The organism is Pedobacter frigiditerrae (assembly GCF_004331645.1).
In the GTDB taxonomy this organism is placed as follows: domain Bacteria; phylum Bacteroidota; class Bacteroidia; order Sphingobacteriales; family Sphingobacteriaceae; genus Pedobacter; species Pedobacter frigiditerrae.
In genome coordinates this window covers 434,621-451,947 of sequence record NZ_SJSK01000005.1, presented here as the reverse complement: position 1 = coordinate 451,947, position 17,327 = coordinate 434,621, and the positions used below count along the sequence as shown (strand labels likewise).

The window sequence follows — 17,327 nt, the reverse complement described above, 5'->3', positions numbered from 1 at the left end:
CTTTTGTGCTAATTGTTATGAACAGCTAGTATTTCCATCTCTTCAAAGACATGGTTGACCACTTCGGCAATCTGAAAAGCTAAATAAGGTGGTACTGCATTTCCAACTTGGTGGAACTGTGATGTTCTTGGCCCACAGAAAAAATAATTGTCTGGGAAAGTCTGTATTCTAGCCGCCTCTCTAACAGTCAAGCTTCTGCATTGGGTAGGGTCAGGATGTATATAATAATGTCCGTCCTTTGAAATATGACTGGTTACTGTTTTCGATGCCCGGTTAGCTATCTGTACCCTAAAGCGATCTGCAAATTTTTTATCATCTATCCCTTGTCTTACATTTAAATGTGCGGGGAGAAGGCCCTCTGGAAAATCACTCAGCTTCGGTGATTGTTGTTTGATGTTTCCGAAGCAGGATACAAATAGATACCTATGAATATCGCTATTCATATGGGATCTTGAAGCATGGTTTAAAACACCATTAAGTCGATTGTCAAGATACCATTCAGGTAAATAGCCAATTTGTAGGTTTTCTATTTCTATGTAATCAGCTCCTTTTCCAAAATGAGGATCCTCTATTTGTAAGATCTTTTCTCGAATGTCTGTAATAATTTCTGCATCCACATCATTTAGTGTATCTCCTTCCAAAATTCCCTCAATTAAAGAGAACCAGGCATTAAAGCTATCTACACCTTTGGAAAGGCCACTCCTTAATTTTGGTAATGAGTTAATTACCGAACCTATGGAAACTTCATCTCTACCGTAAATTATTTGAGGATTGATCTCAATATCGCGTCTTATCCCTAATAATATAACTCGATGACGTGTTTGCGGAACACCGTATTTCTCAGCTTGGATCACAAAGTTTTTCGGTCTATATGTCGGATTGCCATTTTCATCGAAGTTCTCGGGCTCAGTGACTAAAGAGTATATCCTATATCCTGGACAATTGAATTCATTTTCACCATTTTGGGGATAACAAGCCGATGGGTCAGATAGGTCTTCTAGTATTTTCGAGAATACTTGATTTTCTGACGTTTCAGCAGAAAGAATACCCTTCACATTTTCCATAACAAAAACTGAAGGACTGTGTTTGGCCAAAATTCTTAAATATTGTTTGTACAATCCAACACGCTTGTCAGTTTCTTCGTTTAATATTCTTTCTTGTCTTCTCGATCTACCAACTAGCGAATATGCCTGACATGGCGGCCCACCAATAAGTAACCAATCCTGTTCTCCATTTAGTACGGTACGGATTTTGTCATCAACTTCATCATCTGAAACAGCATTCTGGTCATGTTCGTCAGGGTCTCCTAATGTTCCGCACCAAGCTTCTCTTTGGGCATGTTCAGCCTCAATTGGCCAAGCACGGTAAAGGTCTTCGATACTAATCTTACCTCGTACAAATTCATAATATTCTTCAGGAACATCCCCAACTTCAAATTGTCTGAAAAAACTTCTCAGCGTTAAGGTTTGATGAGCAAGAGGGTCTTTTTCAATGGAAAGCGCAATTTTGAAAGCTCGTTGGTTTTCGTCATTAATTAATGCTGAAAAGCCTTCTCCCAATCCTCCAGGGCCAGCAAAAATATCTATGATCGGAATAGCCATAAAGCAACAAAAAATATTATTTAAAAATCGGTTATAAGCTTTTAAAGTTACCAATAAAAAAGTAATAAGATACATTTTGTGGGTAAAGCATAAAACAGTTTATAAACGTTACGAAAAACATCTAATGTCTTAATTGTACAATATCACTTTTTTTATTAAATTTAGAAGGATGTGATTATTCACATGCTAAATGTTAGCAAGAAGTCTCACTAAAAAGAAAAAAGGGTAAAGCAAAGGCTTTTAAATAATGTAGAGACTTCCTTAAAATTATTTCATATCATAACTCAAATACATCGAATTAATATGTTTAAATATTTTTCATTCACTGATTATTCATTAATGAATTTATTAAATAATCAATTTTACATGAATCATTACGAAAGTTTTAATGATCCTTTTGAATGTAGAAGTGAAATTTATACAGGTTTTCCCGACAAAGCATCAAACTCACCTAGAGTTAATGAAATTATAAAAGCTTGGGGTTTTGATGATGCCCTAGATTCAAATGCTTTGGAATATTATGAAGATTTAGTTTTGTCTTTGGAAGATACCGAACCAAGTGTTCCTCTTACTATTGATGGAGCTAGGATAAGCTGCTTTAGTAAAAGCCCTAACAATTTATTAATGTGGGCTCACTACGCTAATGGTTTACGGGGTTTTTGTATAGAATATGATAGAGATAAACTTTTGACAAATGAAGTTAATGCTGAAATATTTGACGTTTTATACGCAAATAAGCCACCGATAATTGATACAGCTGTGGTGGCAGTTTTGAATGATCAAGTAAATTATCACGAAGATACTATATATGAAATAGAAGGTAGACTTAAATTCACAACTTTAAATCGAAATCAAAAACACAATGCACATTCTGAAATTCGAATGTATAAAGAATATCTTGATACTGTATATTTAAAAAATCGAGAAATCTACCAGAAAATGCTAGCTACTAAATCAATTGAATGGCAATATGAAGAAGAACTTCGTTTAATTATGCAAACTAGTTGCATTGATAAAAGCGGGGTAAATTTAAAATATCCTATCCAATCTCTTAAATGTATTATTATTGGAGAAAAAATGCCTAATTCACAAAGAGAAGCTCTTATGAATATAGTTCATTTGAAATCAAAAACTATTAAGTTTAAAATAGCGAGAAGGATACTTGGACAGTTCGAAGTAATTATTGACGATTTGATTGAATAATTGTTAAATTATTAGGAGTTGAGATTAGTTAAATAATTCTCTTTCGCGTGCAAAATCGTTTTCAATTTAATATAAATGATTAATGTGGTAATTGAGTTAAATTTAAACATAAAACTGGTTCCACTTCAGTACTTCTTGGGTGTAGATAACTAGCCACAAATCAAAAGGTCGACATATACATCATAATCCCGTACAGTGTAGAAGTTTTGCGGTAGGGGAAGCTGCAAGAGTTCAGACATTCCCAACCAATATTATATCTGTGGTAGTAGAACCCACAGCTCGATCAAGTACGCCAACCAGTAACTACTTATGTAGCATATCAAATTCTGGTATTGTAAACGATGTATTGAAATCAATTATGTAAGCTTTCAGATTAAGATGATAAAAACCTTGCTTCATTATTAAAAAATTGAATACATTTATAAAACACTAAATCCCTGTAAACAAAAATAATGAGTGACGAATTAGGATTCAAACCAAAAGCAAGATTGATTTTACAGCTGGGAGACCAGTTGATAAGAAGCGAAAGCATTGCTTTACTTGAATTAATAAAAAATTCTTATGACGCTTGTGCAAATAGGGTAACGATAACCCTATCTAACTTGCACAGTAAGGAATTTGGCCAAATTATAATTGAAGACGATGGTTTTGGAATGGACTATGATTTAATCAAAAATGTATGGCTACAACCCGGAACTACCTTCAAGAAAAAGCAAGTTGATGATGAAAATTTTGTAAGTGCTTGTAATAGAATACCGCTAGGAGAAAAAGGAATTGGAAGGTTCGGAGTACACAAACTTGGTGAAGAAATTGAACTTATAAGTAAAACGCAAGCGAGTGATGAAGCAGTTTTGAAAATAAACTGGAAAGACTTTGATAATGATGAATCGTTAGATAAAATCCCAATCAACTTGGTAGCAAGGACTCCACAGACATTTTCTAATAATGGACATGGGACCAAAATTATAATCAGATCGTTAAGAACTACTTGGACTAGAGGGTCTGTAAGAGAAATTTATAGAGCCGTAAATTCTCTAAACTCTCCTTTTGAATCTATAAACTCCTTCAAGGTATTATTTAAAATCGACCGCCAAGAATGGCTATCTGGGTTACTTAAATTCAAGGAGATTGAAGACAGTGCACTGTTTTCAGCTGAAATGGATATTGAGGATAATCAGATTAAAAGACTTGACTATAAATTCAGTCCCTATGCGACAATGACCCATCTTAGGGAACGGACTCATTCAGAGGTGAACATAGATATGGTTCAAAGAGTATATGATGAGACCTTAAAGAAGAAAGTCATCAAAGATATCGACCTCTCACATTTTAGAGTTGGAGAAGTAAAGATTAAAATGTTGATTTTTGATTTTGACAGTAATATTCTGTCGCTCGGAGTAGCTGACAGAAAAGGATTGAAGGATTATCTGAAACTAAACGGAGGGATGCGCATTTATAGGGATGGAATCCGTGTTTATGACTATGGGGAACCTGGAAATGATTGGTTAAGTCTAGATATTGACCGGGTTAATCTTCCAACTGCGAGAATAAGCAATAACATTGTTATTGGTGCAGTACAACTAAGCCGAATACAAAGTAAAGACTTAATAGAAAAAACCAATCGTGAAGGTTTCTTAGAAAATGATGCATATGCTGAATTTTTTAAAGCTATACACTTTGCAATAAACCGAATTATAACACAAAGGAATATTGATAAGGATAAATTAAGAAGCCATTATTCAAGTAAGTCAAAAAAAGTTCCAGTAGTAGATAATCTTGATGTTTTACGCGAAAAGGTTAATGGTGTATTACCAGATAACAAAAGCAGATCTGAAATCCTTGGTATAATAGATGAAATTGCTGCTGATTATAAAACTATAAGTGACATTTATATTCGGAGTGCTAGTGCTGGACTAAGCTTGAGCATTGTAATTCATGAGATAGAAAAAATCATTCAAGAATTACTTTATGTTGTAGATGATGTAGGCAAACCAAACAGCGAAGAGAGGGTTAAAGCCCTTACATGGCATTTAGGTAAACTTGTTGATGGCTACAGCGGACTAATCCGGAGAAAATCTAGGAAAGAATCCGATCTAACTAAAATAATAAGTAATGCTCTGTGGAACGTCGAATATCGATTAAAGGCTCACGGTGTGAAAATTATTCGCGCATTTGAAGATGAAAAGGGGTTTGCAACAAAGGCAAAATGTTCTGATAGTTTAATAACAGGAACAATAATTAATATTATTGACAATTCAATTTATTGGATGAGCTTCGGTAAAGTCCAAAATAAAGAAATTTTTATTGATATTGTTGAAGAAATAGATGGCTTTATTACAATAATAATAGCTGATAATGGTCCAGGATTTACAATCCCTTATGAGGACGCAATCCGTCCATTCATCTCTAATAAAGAAGATGGTATTGGGATTGGTTTACATATTGCAGATGAAATAATGAAAAGCAATGGCGGAGAATTACTCTTTCCTTCAGCTGATAATGTCAATATTCCAAAAGACTTTAATGCAGGTGCAATCTTGGGTCTCGGTTTTTACATTTCAAAGCAATAGGAATAAAATGGCACCAAAAACAGATACGCAAACAGAAGCCCAGTTAATACCTGAAAATGGGTCTGTTGTAGTAATTGACGACCAGCCTACAGAAGCATTGCCAATAGTTAAAGCTTTATCTAAAAAGGGTATAGCTACAACATATTACCAAGGTAATGTAAAGGAAGATTTACCTGAAACCCCTGTTCAAAATGTTAGATTATTATTTCTTGATCTTCAGATAATTGAAACTAACGATGAGCATCAAATTGCAAAATCAATAATAAATGTCTTACTAAAAGTAATCTCTGAAAAAAATGGCCCATATCTATTGGTTATATGGAGCAAAAAATTTAATACCTACTCGGAAGCCGTAAAAAATGAGATATATAAACACGACCATCTTATTCCCGCTTGTATAGTTAACTTCGACAAAGCTTCTTGCTTAGAAAGCAAACAAATCCCTTCAATAGAGAATGATGCATTTATTGATAAGTTAAATGATTTATTGGAAGGACAAATTCATGATGAAGATATTGAAACGGTTATCTCAGCAGTAACAGGTGCATTAAAAGAAGAATATACAACAGAGTATGAAGCAAAACCAGATGCGATTGAAATTATAGAAAAGCAACTTAAAACAGAACTTGAAAAGGCTGGAGCCTTCCATTTATTTGTCATTTGGGAAAATCTAGTAAAGAAAGCAGCGGCACGAATGGTTTACGAAGTATCAACTTTAATAGATAACAATGAGCATTGGGAAATTAATGCAAGAAACGTGTTAAAGAGAATGGGTATTGCAAGGGTCGGGCAAAATCAGGTTTCTGAAGATGTATTAATTCAAGAAGCAATAAATACATTAAATATCTCACTGGTCGATAATGTTGAACATGAAATGAAAGGTATTAAAATACCAAATCATATTTCACTTCAAAATGATATTGTTTACATTGATATGGTTGGGACTGACAACTTCTCTCTAAAATTATCAAGCACTGAATCAGAAATTCTTAAAAACAATATATCAGTTAAAAAAGCTGTTAACCAAGTAAAATTAAGGAACGGTTTTAACGCAGATACAAAAATGAACGCAGATGATAAAAAATCTTCATTACAAGTTCTAGAAAAATATCACTTATTACCACCTTCACTAAATACAAAATTACACATTGAGCTCTCTCCTAGCCAAGAATTAATACCTGGCAATATTTATCTAAATCCAGAAGAGAAGAAAAAAGAGCAGTATATTGGTAGTTTTCTTAAAAAAATGAGCGGGAAGGTTGAAGAATATTTTCTGATTGATCTTGAAGTATCTCCAATATGTGACTATGCACAGCAAAAGTGGAAAAGATCAAGAACATTACCTGGCTTAATGTATCCAAAAAAATATGAGGATGATGCTAGAGGTGGTGCTCATATATATCCAGTAGCTCCCAGCTTTAATATTGATGAATTGGAATATAAATTGATATTTGATTATCATTTGTTCAATGCATTGGATAAAGCTAATGCAAAGAAAAGAGAGGTAAAATACAGATTAAAGAGAGAACTGCTTTTGGATATTATAGCTCAATTATCTTCACATGTTAATCGCCCTGGCATTTCGTTTATCGAATAAAGCAATTGCCGCTATTAAATAAGGCAATTCCAGATGTTAGTTTCTTGATAACAAAACCTCTCATTATATTTAGATCTGATAAATTACTTAAAATTGACTGCTTCTAAAAATGATGCTATAAATATTAGAGAAATAATTTCTGCAATAATTGAGAAATTAAATCTTGGGAACACGGCGATTTTCTGTGGTGCAGGAATTTCATTCAATTCTGGACTTCCATTAGCCAATGACTTAATTAAATATATTTTAACATTACTCCAAGTAAATATTAATGATGCAGAAAAGATTTTACAATCGAATTTGCCCTTCGAATCATTTATTCAGACTTTAACCGAAGAACAAGATATAGAGGATATTTTAGATATTTTTTCAAAAGGAATACCGAACACAAATCACGACCTTATTGCGCAGCTATTAAAATTAGGACATGTTAAAACTGTTTTAACAACAAATTTCGATATGTTAATTGAAAATGCTTTAAATGAAATTGGGTTAGTAGAAGGGAACGACTATCAAGTATTTTCGAATGATGTGGAATTTGGAAATATTAATTGGAAGACTGACACCATTCGGCTTATAAAGATACATGGCTCTATTGCAAATCAAAAAGAAATGGCGATTACTTTAGAGTTAGTCGCTAGAAAAACGGTCAGCCAACACAAAAATAATGTAATTACTTCTTTTTTTTCGGGATTGATTAATCCTAATATACTTGTTCTCGGTTACAGCTGTTCTGATGTGTTCGATATTTCACCGTTAGTGGAATCTATCGAAGAGAATAGAAGTCAAATATTATTTTTAGAACATTTTATTGAAGAAGTAAAAAGCGAAGATATTTCAGCCAAGGAATTTAAAAACCCGTTCAAAAGTTACACAGGGCAAAGATTTTTTTTAAATATCAATTTATTCACTGAATTACTGTGGAAAAGTATCATACCACAAGATTATGAATTTAGAAAATCAGAATATTTTTGGAAAGAGAACGTCAACAAATGGTTCCACGAAGCATCTTCATATTCGTTAGGTATGAAAAATCAAATTGCGGCAAGGTTATTTTTCGATATTGGTGAATATGATCTTACTATTAAACTATGGGAAATGGGTCTGCAAATTGCTCAACAAGAAAATAATCAAATATTTTTTTATGCACAACTTGGCAGTATTGGAATGACCTTAAACGCCATCGGTAAATATAAAGAGGCAAAATCATGTTTAGAAGAATCAGTTAAGGCATGCCGTGAAATTGGTAATACCCAAGCTGAGATATCGCAATTGCAAGCACTCGGAAACGTTTATAGAAATTTAAGAGAATTTGATGAAGCAATTACCGCCTTTAATAAAGCACTGGGATTAGCTTCACTACATGAGCCTGAAAGTTTATGCTCATGTATAGGAAATCTTGTAAACGTTTATAATCAAATTGGAGATTATGACAATGTAATTAAAATACTTGAACGTGGATTGCCTATAGCTCTTTCTAGAGGAAATAAACAAACAGAAGGGAGTATGTTGTGCAGTTTAGGGGTGGCTCTTTTTCTAAAAGGTGATATTGATAAAGCATTTGAGTCGGTATTGCACAGCTTAAAATTAACACAGCAGATTAGTGACAGGCAAGGGGAATGTATAGCGTTGCAAAACCTAACAAATTTTTTTCTCCAACTAGAGGATTATGATAATTGCTTAAAATATTCGAGTTTGGGACTGCAAATTGCAAGAGAAATTGGGATAAGGCAAAGCGAGGCAGCAGCCCTTTACAATTTGGGAACAACATACTTTTTTAAAGGCGACCAAAATTCTGCAATTTTTCACCTTAAGAAAGCGATTGAAATTTATACAGAAATATTTGGTAATAATCACTCTCATACCATTTCTGCAATAAATGCTTTAGTCAGGGCAGAAAAATATCCTGATTCTAATAAGAAAACAAAGATGAGAATGAAATAAATTAAGCCCATTAATTTTTCTGTAGATTCCTTTATACATTATTAAAAACACAATGACATGTTGAGATAAGTTCGCCAGAATTATTCTTTCAAAATTTTCGAAAACCCGCCTATTTCGATCAATTCGTCCACAAAATGGTTCGAATTACGCACCGTTGCCGACCCGTGAGCCCTTTAAGTTATCTTAAAGGGCTTTTTTGTTTTTAAGCGATATTCAAATCGTCGAATAGAGCCAATAAAGAATGTTTTTTGGTTCGAGCCCTATATGGGTACCCTGACGGTGTAAAGAAAAATAAAATCTGAAAAATTATACTCAATTTGCTATTATTGACAATTTTATAGTCTTATTTCTGGTTCGAGCTTTATCAATCGCAGACCACAACAGCAAAATTTAATTCAATTATGAATGGTAACGCATTAAACAGAGCTCAAGCGATATTAGATTTGTGCATTGATTTTGCAAAAGTGGGCGTGAATGCGTTGAATTAGGAGTGTTATATAGCAAATTTAGGCACTAGGGAAAGATTGTTCTTAGTGCTTTGCTATGCCCAAATTTCGGGCGGCCCTTGCGGGCAATAAGGTTAAAAATGATCATTAAAGTGCTAAATGGATGCGTCATTTATAAAAATCCATTCCTTTAATTGCTCCATATAATTCTCTCCTGTATATTGTGAGGGTTCTTTCTCTTGGATTTGGTAATGGAATTCTGAAATAAGAACAAAAGCATTGCAAAGTTTATCAATATTTTGTTTGATTAGCAGAAAATCTTCAACAGGCCTATAGTTTTCTATGAGATCAAATCCAAATGAGAAGCCCAATGTGCTTTCGTGACAGAGATAATTTCTTGCTTCCTTACCCTCAGTCAGAATTTTTAAGTTTTCGTCGTTAAAATAGACTGTCTCAATCAACCATGGGTGCTTCAGTCGGTTTCCAAGCGTCAAATTAAATATTTTCTTATGGTCGCGGCTGTTAACGTCGAATATGGCATCCAGGTTTATTTTGTTCATATTGTACCCGTGAGAAGATAGGACAACATTCATTACAAACTTAACGGATTCTTCGAACCTTTGACAAATCGTAAGGGCTTTGCCCATAACAGTATATAAATACTCAGCTTGTTTGTGCCTCTTGAAAAGGATATACATAATTACATGTTTTTTATTCGACAAATCTAAATTTATACCTAGAGCTTAGCAATTTACCTTGCTATAACCTGTAGTATAAACGTATCCTAATTTATTGAGATTAGTTTAGTAATTTAACAGACTTAAAGAAACTGAACCAAATAAAATAACAATAATGCTCCAAGATACTACACCAGATGCTGCCGAATCCAGTGCGGGTGATGATTTTCATATTTTATGGGCTATCCAGAAAAGTCTAAAGCTCATCAACTTTCATAAGGATGGTCTAAAGGCGATTGCTGTGGAAAATCTTTCAAATCAGGATCTTTCCTTTTTCGATACATCAGGTGGTATGAATTTAGGCGTAGACTTAACGGAATATTACGGTGGCCTAAATTTCAGTGAAGCTGAAAGAATCGTAGTTTCACAACTCAAATATAGTACGCGTACACCTGATAAGGACTGGACGCCCGCGAGACTCTGCATCAGTAGAAAAGGCGGGATAGATGGTTCAATCATAGATCGTTTAGCAGTATTTTATACTAAACTATCCGCTCAGGTAGATAGGCAAACAGTTCTGTCCAAATTATCTATTAAATTGGTGAGCAATAGACCTGCGGCTGAAAAACTTATTGCTGTAGTTAATGCAGTAAAACAATTCTCAAAACTTCAGGCCCCTAATGCCATTGATCTCAATGCTGTGAATAAAGTTCTTAGTGTAGCACAGCAGAAGGAATTGGCCAGATTGTACAAGGCATCGAAGCTATCGGAGTCAGATTTTGTTGATTTTATCAATGTACTTGATTTTTCTGATTGCGATGAAGGCTCACGGTTTCAGATTGAGCAGAAAATTATTTCGGCAATTTCCTCTCTAACATCATTTAGAAGTTCTGTTGAGCATACATACCTGCATAAGCTTATCTGGGGCAAAATGATGCCAGAACAGAAGGCAATAAATACCATAAGTCTGCCTGATGTATTATATGCATTTGGTTTTCACGATATTTCTACCATTTTTCCGGTAAAAAATGAGATAATTAAGCCTGAAATCCTGATTGCCAGAGAACAGCTTTTAGCCATTGGAGATGAAATTGTATGCAAAGAAAATTCGATAATTTGCATGCATGGGGGTGCTGGAATCGGAAAGTCGACCATCGTGAATATGATTCCCGATGTGCTACCGGAAAATTCCGTTACGATCATTTTTGATTGTTACGGGGGAGGAAGTTATCTTGATCCAGAGGACAGGAGACATAAGCATGGTGCGGGAATTATCCAACTTTGTAATGAACTATCCGTAAAAACAGGTTCAAATTTACTCCTAAACTTAGCTGGGACTGATGAGTTTTATTTAAAGCAATTCAAGGAGCGTGTCATTGCGGCACTAGCAATTATCCGAACATTAAATCCAGAGGCAATTCTTGCAATAATATTTGACGCGGCGGATAATAGTGTTACTGCTGCTGAAGTCTTCGATGGTAGGCCATTTGTCAAGGATGTAATACAGATGGAATTTCCAGAAGGCTGCAAAATTATTTTATCTGCACGCACTGAACGCCTGGCCACACTGGATCTTCCCCTTGAGACAAAAGAAATTCAGTTATTGCCATTCTCGTATTCAGAGACGTTGGTGTTTTTGGAAAGACAGTTCACGGATATCACTGAAGAGGTTGTTAATGAGTTTAGAAAGCTCACGAATTCTGTTCCAAGGGTTATGGCCTATGCACTGGAGCTTCCTGGGAAAAGCCTTGCCGAAAAAATGATGCCATTGAAACCAAATGGTAAAACACTTGAACAGATTTTTCGATTAAGGGTCAAAGAAGCCGAAAGAAAAGCATCTAAGAAGGAAGTTACGGTCTTTTTGAAAAGTTTAATCGCACTGCCGCGACCCATTCCTTTTGCTTTTGTAAAACACACAACTGCACTCACAGAAGGGAATCTGAATGATATAAGAGTAGATCTCTGGAGGGAAGTGTTGGAACATCAGCAAGAATTCACTTTCCGGGATGAAGATTTTGAGACATACCTTAGAAAAACCTATAAGTTGGCTAAAGAAGACTATGCCAAGATTGCAGTTGCACTATTGGAGCGGGCAGGTGAGGATGAATATGCCAGTACCCATCTTGCTAATTTTTTAAATAAAGCCGAGAAATTTAGCGAACTCAGGGAATTAGTGATTGATAGAAATTACCTGGACTATCCGTTGGACCCGGTAAAAAACAAGGAGGTGTTCATCGACCGTGCAAAAACGGCGATGCGGAATGCCTCAGTGGATTTTAACCCACAGGATTTTATTAAACTACAGGTTGTGGCTGCCGAAGCGGCGAAAACCAATAAAGTTTTAGAGAACATACTATTTGAAAGACCTGACCTTGCAGCTAAATATGGCAATCTTCAGACTAATCAGAAAATCTACTTCCAGTCGGGAAATCCAGGCTGGTTCGGTCCCGTACACTATAGGAATGCAGCTATATATGCCCGCCAACCTGAAACGATAGAACTAGCCAAGCAACACCTGAAAAAGGCAAAGGAATGGGTGGATTACCGTCGAAATCTTGAAGAAGATGAATTGGAGAAATATAAGCTGAAAGCATCAGATTTGGCTTACGGTGCCGAGGCGATCCTGCATATTTCCGGAGCTGACAAAGCGGTCGATTGGATACAAGGCTGGAAACCTAAACAGACTCTATTCGAAGTTGCAGAAACCCTGCTAAGAAACCTTATTGCAAACGGAAGTACCCACCTTGCGGATAAATGGCTTAAGATCCATGGCGATAGTTTGCGCATTGATCTTAGACTTCTGATTGTTCAGCTATACTTTCTCAATGGTCTTAAGCCGCCTTTAGATATAGATAAGATGTTAAAGGATATTCAGGTTCTCTTCCGCGTCAAGACCAAATGGGAAGGGGAGTTGTTAACAGCTGTCATTGCATTTTGTGAATACTGTTTAAAGGCAGGTGTCAAATATGAAAGGGTAAAGTTTATTCTGCCAAATATCCAAGTGCCAGTACCAAACCATGCACCAGGATTTTACTCAACGGGGAAATCCGAACTGGTAAATCTGGACATCCTGTTGAGAAAGGGAGTGATTCTTAAGTTTTTTGAAAATGCCTCGTTTGTCAACCGTGATTTTTATCCAAAGGACCTTCAGGAAAAATTTGATAGCAATGACAACAAGATCAAATCAAAAGTGGAAGATCAGGTGAAAGGATTTGAAAGAATCTATTCGCATTTACTACCTGCTTACCAGATCAGGGCCGGTTACTTTTTTGGAAAGTTACCTGTCAAATCCCATTCACAAAAGATTCAAGATCAACTTAAGAGTTTTGCCAATGACTGGGAATTAAATTATTATGGACGTCATGATGCTACGGGTCTGCAAAAGTTTATACTGCTTAAACTTTTGGATATTTCTTTCCATCAGCGAGGAAATGCATTCGTGGATATCATTATGGAGAAAATTGAAAAAAGAGATCTTAGGAACATAGACCTTTTGCTCTCCATTTGCGAAAAATTAAGCAAGAAAAAACGTTTTTCTGAAGTAGTTGGGCAAATGCTTGGTCATTTGGAGGATATCATTGATAACGCCAACCTTTCAGGCAGGGAGCTAGTGGAAAACTATACCAGAGCGGCGGTAATGGGAAGCACCTGCTCTCTTGAAATGGGGAAATATTATTTCGATAAAATGGTTATTGCGTCTAGCGAAATTGACTTTGAAGTCTTCGATCAAATTAGAAGTCTTCGGGATTTTATGGAAAAATCGCCTCCGCTGAACAATCCAGATCTTGCCGTTAAGTTTTTTCGATATTCAGAATACTGCGCACAGAAGTTAAGTAACTGGGACGGTTTTCCGTGGCATATAATTGTTCCGACTTTGGCAAAACTGGACATTCGAACCGCATTTGCGGGAGTTTGCCAGTGGGATCACCGTTATGTGAAAGCCACAGACAAACATTTTCTGGAACTGATTACTGAGGCTTTGGCAATGGACTTCCTTCCTGTAGATGTCGGAGTAGCTTTTCTGGCAATGAACAGATATTATTATGATGATCTGCAGCATTATTACAGGATTTTGATGGATAAGATTGACTTGAAAAAGGATCATCAATTAAAAAATGAAGCTTTGCGTCAAATGATCCGTGATATCAAGTTACACCGGCCAAGCATCAATAACACAGGTTTTGTCAGCAATTTTTTAAGCTTGTTCAAAAGCGGCAAATTTACCGACAAAAATATTATAACTGAATTTGAAAAGTACATTTCAAGATTGTCGACTATTATTCCGGAAAAGCCAATTGAGGTGGCAGCCAAAACAAACGATAAACAAAAAGGTGAATCCTATAGGGCGGTCATTCAAAAACAAAAGGTGGTTGATGCTTCTGTCTTTAAAAATCTCATTGCAAGCATAAAGGCAGGAAAAAAAAGTGAGTTTGTCAATTTCCAAATACTGTTTGAGGAAGTTGGAATCAATGCAGATATTCAACAACATGTCGCCTTTTTGAATGCACTGGTTGAAATCGGTGATCATGGTATCTGTTATAGTGATTTTGAAACTGGCCTCGGTATATTTTTGACGGCATGGAAAAAGAATTCAAAAGTAAACGAATGGAAGTCAACCGCCTACGAAAAAATAGTTCGTAAATGGTTCTCAATATTCTTCTATGATGACCATATCAGTTATGAAACTTTGAAAAGACTAGCAAATATTCTGGAGATCGATCATAAGGAATTTGCCATGTCGTTGATTAAAATGATTCCAGAGGAGCTGGATGATTTCTCTTCTAGCGTCCTCTATCAGATGTTATCTGTGGTTTATCCTTTACTTGAGCCGGAAAACCGTAACGAGATATTGTCATGGATGCTAAACAGGTGGATCGAACGAGTACCAGAGGATTTCGCCAGTACAGATTTTGAGGGGATTTTGACCAGTGGTACACCTGATGAGGTCATCGCTAATTTTATCCGATATAATTTGGGGCATCCAAAGAAGAAGATCAGGTGGATCAGCGCACATGTCCTACGCCGCCTGTCACGGTTGAAAAATGGCGTGGTGTTAAAACTGTTGCTGGAAATGCAAAATGAGCACTGGTGCCATCCATTTCAAGATCAAAACTTTACCTTTTACTGGATTTCGGCCAAATTATATCTCTGGATAGCGATTGAAAGGATCAGTAAGGAAAGCCCAGATGTCATTGCGCCACTTTCATCTTATATGATTGCTGAAATACGTAACACCGATTTACCACACGCGCAAATAAGGTATTTTGTTCAATCTGCGGCACTATCAATAATAAAACATGACGCCAGCATTTTTTCTGAAGAGGAGATCGAGGAAATCATCAATGCGCTTTCTACCCCATTTGAAACCTTAAACGTAGAAAGAAGTGAATACCCTACAGAGCGAGACAGAACCGAGCTTACCTTTGATTTCGATACAATGGATACGCTCCCTTACTGGTATGAGCCGCTTGGTCGAATATTCAAGGTTAGCCAATATGGGGTTGCAACAATAGCAGACAAGTTCATTACCGAAAATTGGGGGTATGTTGGAGAAGTAAGAAAGGATAACCATATCCGGGATGCGGATTATAACGACACCAGTAATCGGCATGGTTCTGAACCAAGGGTCGAAGATTTAAGTGCATATTATGAATACCATGGGATGTTCTGTGCAGCGACGAGCTTATTGCATACAAAGCAATTAGTGGTGGTGGAAGATAGCTGGAGGGAAACCTGGCAGCAATGGCTTGAAGGATGGGCCCTATGCTGGAAAGACTTCTGGTTGTCGGATCTAAACGAGCCTACGCCCTTGATTGAAAAATATTGGATTGAAAATCGAGATGGAAATACTGATTGGGAATGGGATATTGGCCATGGGGATTTCGATAGCCATTTGGGTTTGGAGGACGAACAGACATTGGTCGTTCACCTGGGAGCAAAGGTACATTATGGAAAAGATTATGAGACTATAAGTGTGCGTTCCGGGCTGGTAAATACCTCCACAAGCAGGGCTCTGCTTAGGATGTTCCAAACTCGGAATGCTAACGATAACTACATAAACCTGGAAAATGACCAAGATTATGATGATAGTGCAAAGCATGCTATGAAAAAACGTTTCCCACAGTTTAAACTGGATAGCTGGTTATTTGAAGAAAAGACAGAGGCGGAAGGAATTGATGATAATGACCCTTTGTTCAGGGATGTGTCAACTTCAAGGATACGCCCCGGGAATGAATTTTTCAAATGGAGTGGCTGTAAATCCACAGATGATTACTCCTATTGCTTTCGCGAGAACGAGGGGTTTGATGATTGGATCTCATCATTTTTGAGCTGGTCAACGCTAAAAGAAAAACCCGAGTACAATGATTTTACCAGTGGTGGAGTGCTTTTGAAGATAAAGAGGGATGCTTTAAAATCTTTTTTAACTGATATAGGCAAGGATCTAATCGTAAAAATTGAAATCAGTCGCCGCGTAGATCGACGAGACCACAAATATTATCCGCCTTACAGCAAAATATACTTATTCAATGCCAATGGAACAATCGAAACACTCTCAGGAAATTATAGATCTTGGTAAAAAGCTCGTCAAAGAGTTTTCAAAGCATGACCAAAGGGATACTACCTTAAGTTGGATGGCACATTATCTGTCGGAACTGATTATTTCTGTAGAAAACGAACATGATGGAGAAAAAAAGACAGTGTTGCAGGCGAAAGCATGTGAAGTAATTTTAGGGATATGGAAAAACCGCAATGACTTTCCACGAGGAACCAGGCCATTGATTGGTCTTTCATCAGCTGTCGAAGTTATTAATTCATTGAGAAAGAATGATCCTGATATTGATTATTGGGCTCGAAGTAGGAGTTATGAAGATCATTCTGAATGGGGGAATTTCGCAGAGACAATGAGGAACTCCTCCCAGAATGTTTTTGACCTGACCTTATTAGCGAGTGTAGGACAAGAGATGCTATTGAAGGAAAAGGAGTGGAGTGAGTTTCCTAATCTATTATCAGTAGAAGAAAAAGAAATATTAGATTTTATCGATCAAGTTCTGCAACGTGATAAAAATCCCATTAGGATTGTATATACTCCTGCTGGCAGCAAAAAGAAAGGAAGAAAGCCTGAAAAAATTGAGCTGGTTTTCAAAAGGATTGAAAAATTATTGAACCTGCAATTGCAGAAATATGAACAGCTTAAAACAGCGGTATTGGGCGAAAAAAATGAACCGGATTGGGAAGAAGATGGTGATGATGAATTTAACGATTTTCTGGATGATTAGACTTGTTTATTG

8 protein-coding genes are annotated in these 17,327 nt (G+C 36.2%); 6 read left to right on the top strand and 2 right to left on the bottom strand.

Features of this window, described 5'->3' with window-relative positions; translation table 11 throughout:
- Positions 1–8: 8 nt before the first annotated feature.
- Positions 9–1,676, bottom strand: coding sequence for a DNA cytosine methyltransferase (locus EZ428_RS19290; RefSeq protein WP_225871098.1), 1,668 nt, complete (start codon positions 1,674–1,676; stop codon positions 9–11).
- Between the two features lie 264 nt (positions 1,677–1,940).
- On the opposite strand from EZ428_RS19290, the gene EZ428_RS19285 reads away from it, so the two are divergent.
- The 4 genes from EZ428_RS19285 to EZ428_RS19270 all read left to right on the top strand — a co-directional run bounded on the left by EZ428_RS19285 (position 1,941) and on the right by EZ428_RS19270 (position 8,915).
- Complete coding sequence (locus EZ428_RS19285) at positions 1,941–2,804, top strand: DUF2971 domain-containing protein (RefSeq protein ID WP_165501828.1); 864 nt, start codon at positions 1,941–1,943, stop codon at positions 2,802–2,804.
- Positions 2,805–3,256: 452 nt separating this feature from the next.
- A complete protein-coding gene (locus tag EZ428_RS19280; RefSeq protein WP_131554834.1) occupies positions 3,257–5,374 on the top strand; it encodes an ATP-binding protein in 2,118 nt (705 codons plus the stop codon).
- Positions 5,375–5,381: 7 nt separating this feature from the next.
- A complete protein-coding gene (locus tag EZ428_RS19275) occupies positions 5,382–6,971 on the top strand; it encodes a hypothetical protein (protein ID WP_131554833.1) in 1,590 nt (529 codons plus the stop codon).
- Positions 6,972–7,064: 93 nt separating this feature from the next.
- Positions 7,065–8,915 carry a tetratricopeptide repeat protein gene (locus EZ428_RS19270; protein WP_131554832.1) on the top strand — a complete coding sequence of 617 codons (1,851 nt, stop codon included), beginning with the start codon at positions 7,065–7,067 and terminating at the stop codon, positions 8,913–8,915.
- Positions 8,916–9,516: 601 nt separating this feature from the next.
- On the opposite strand, the gene EZ428_RS19265 is transcribed toward EZ428_RS19270, so the two are convergent.
- The gene (locus EZ428_RS19265) at positions 9,517–9,921 is read right to left on the bottom strand and encodes a hypothetical protein (RefSeq protein ID WP_131554831.1); all 405 of its coding nucleotides are present in this window, start codon (positions 9,919–9,921) and stop codon (positions 9,517–9,519) included.
- A 292-nt stretch (positions 9,922–10,213) separates the two neighbouring features.
- Between EZ428_RS19265 and EZ428_RS19260 the strand changes: the two genes are divergently transcribed.
- Together EZ428_RS19260 and EZ428_RS19255 are read left to right on the top strand one after the other, a co-directional pair.
- On the top strand, positions 10,214–16,615 hold the full coding sequence (locus tag EZ428_RS19260; protein ID WP_131554830.1) for a hypothetical protein: 6,402 nt from the start codon (positions 10,214–10,216) through the stop codon (positions 16,613–16,615).
- Complete coding sequence (locus EZ428_RS19255; RefSeq protein WP_131554829.1) at positions 16,572–17,315, top strand: hypothetical protein; 744 nt, start codon at positions 16,572–16,574, stop codon at positions 17,313–17,315. The genes EZ428_RS19260 and EZ428_RS19255 overlap by 44 nt, the downstream gene beginning before the upstream one ends.
- Positions 17,316–17,327 lie beyond the last annotated feature (12 nt).

Bases quoted from the DNA above. Each gene is read 5' to 3' on its own strand.
- EZ428_RS19290 (WP_225871098.1), bottom strand. From the start codon at position 1,676: ATGTATCTTATTACTTTTTTATTGGTAACTTTAAAAGCTTATAACCGA.
- EZ428_RS19260 (WP_131554830.1), top strand. From the start codon at position 10,214: ATGCTCCAAGATACTACACCAGATGCTGCCGAATCCAGTGCGGGTGAT.
- EZ428_RS19265 (WP_131554831.1), bottom strand. From the start codon at position 9,921: ATGAACAAAATAAACCTGGATGCCATATTCGACGTTAACAGCCGCGAC.
- EZ428_RS19255 (WP_131554829.1), top strand. From the start codon at position 16,572: ATGGAACAATCGAAACACTCTCAGGAAATTATAGATCTTGGTAAAAAG.
- EZ428_RS19285 (WP_165501828.1), top strand. From the start codon at position 1,941: ATGAATTTATTAAATAATCAATTTTACATGAATCATTACGAAAGTTTT.
- EZ428_RS19275 (WP_131554833.1), top strand. From the start codon at position 5,382: ATGGCACCAAAAACAGATACGCAAACAGAAGCCCAGTTAATACCTGAA.
- EZ428_RS19280 (WP_131554834.1), top strand. From the start codon at position 3,257: ATGAGTGACGAATTAGGATTCAAACCAAAAGCAAGATTGATTTTACAG.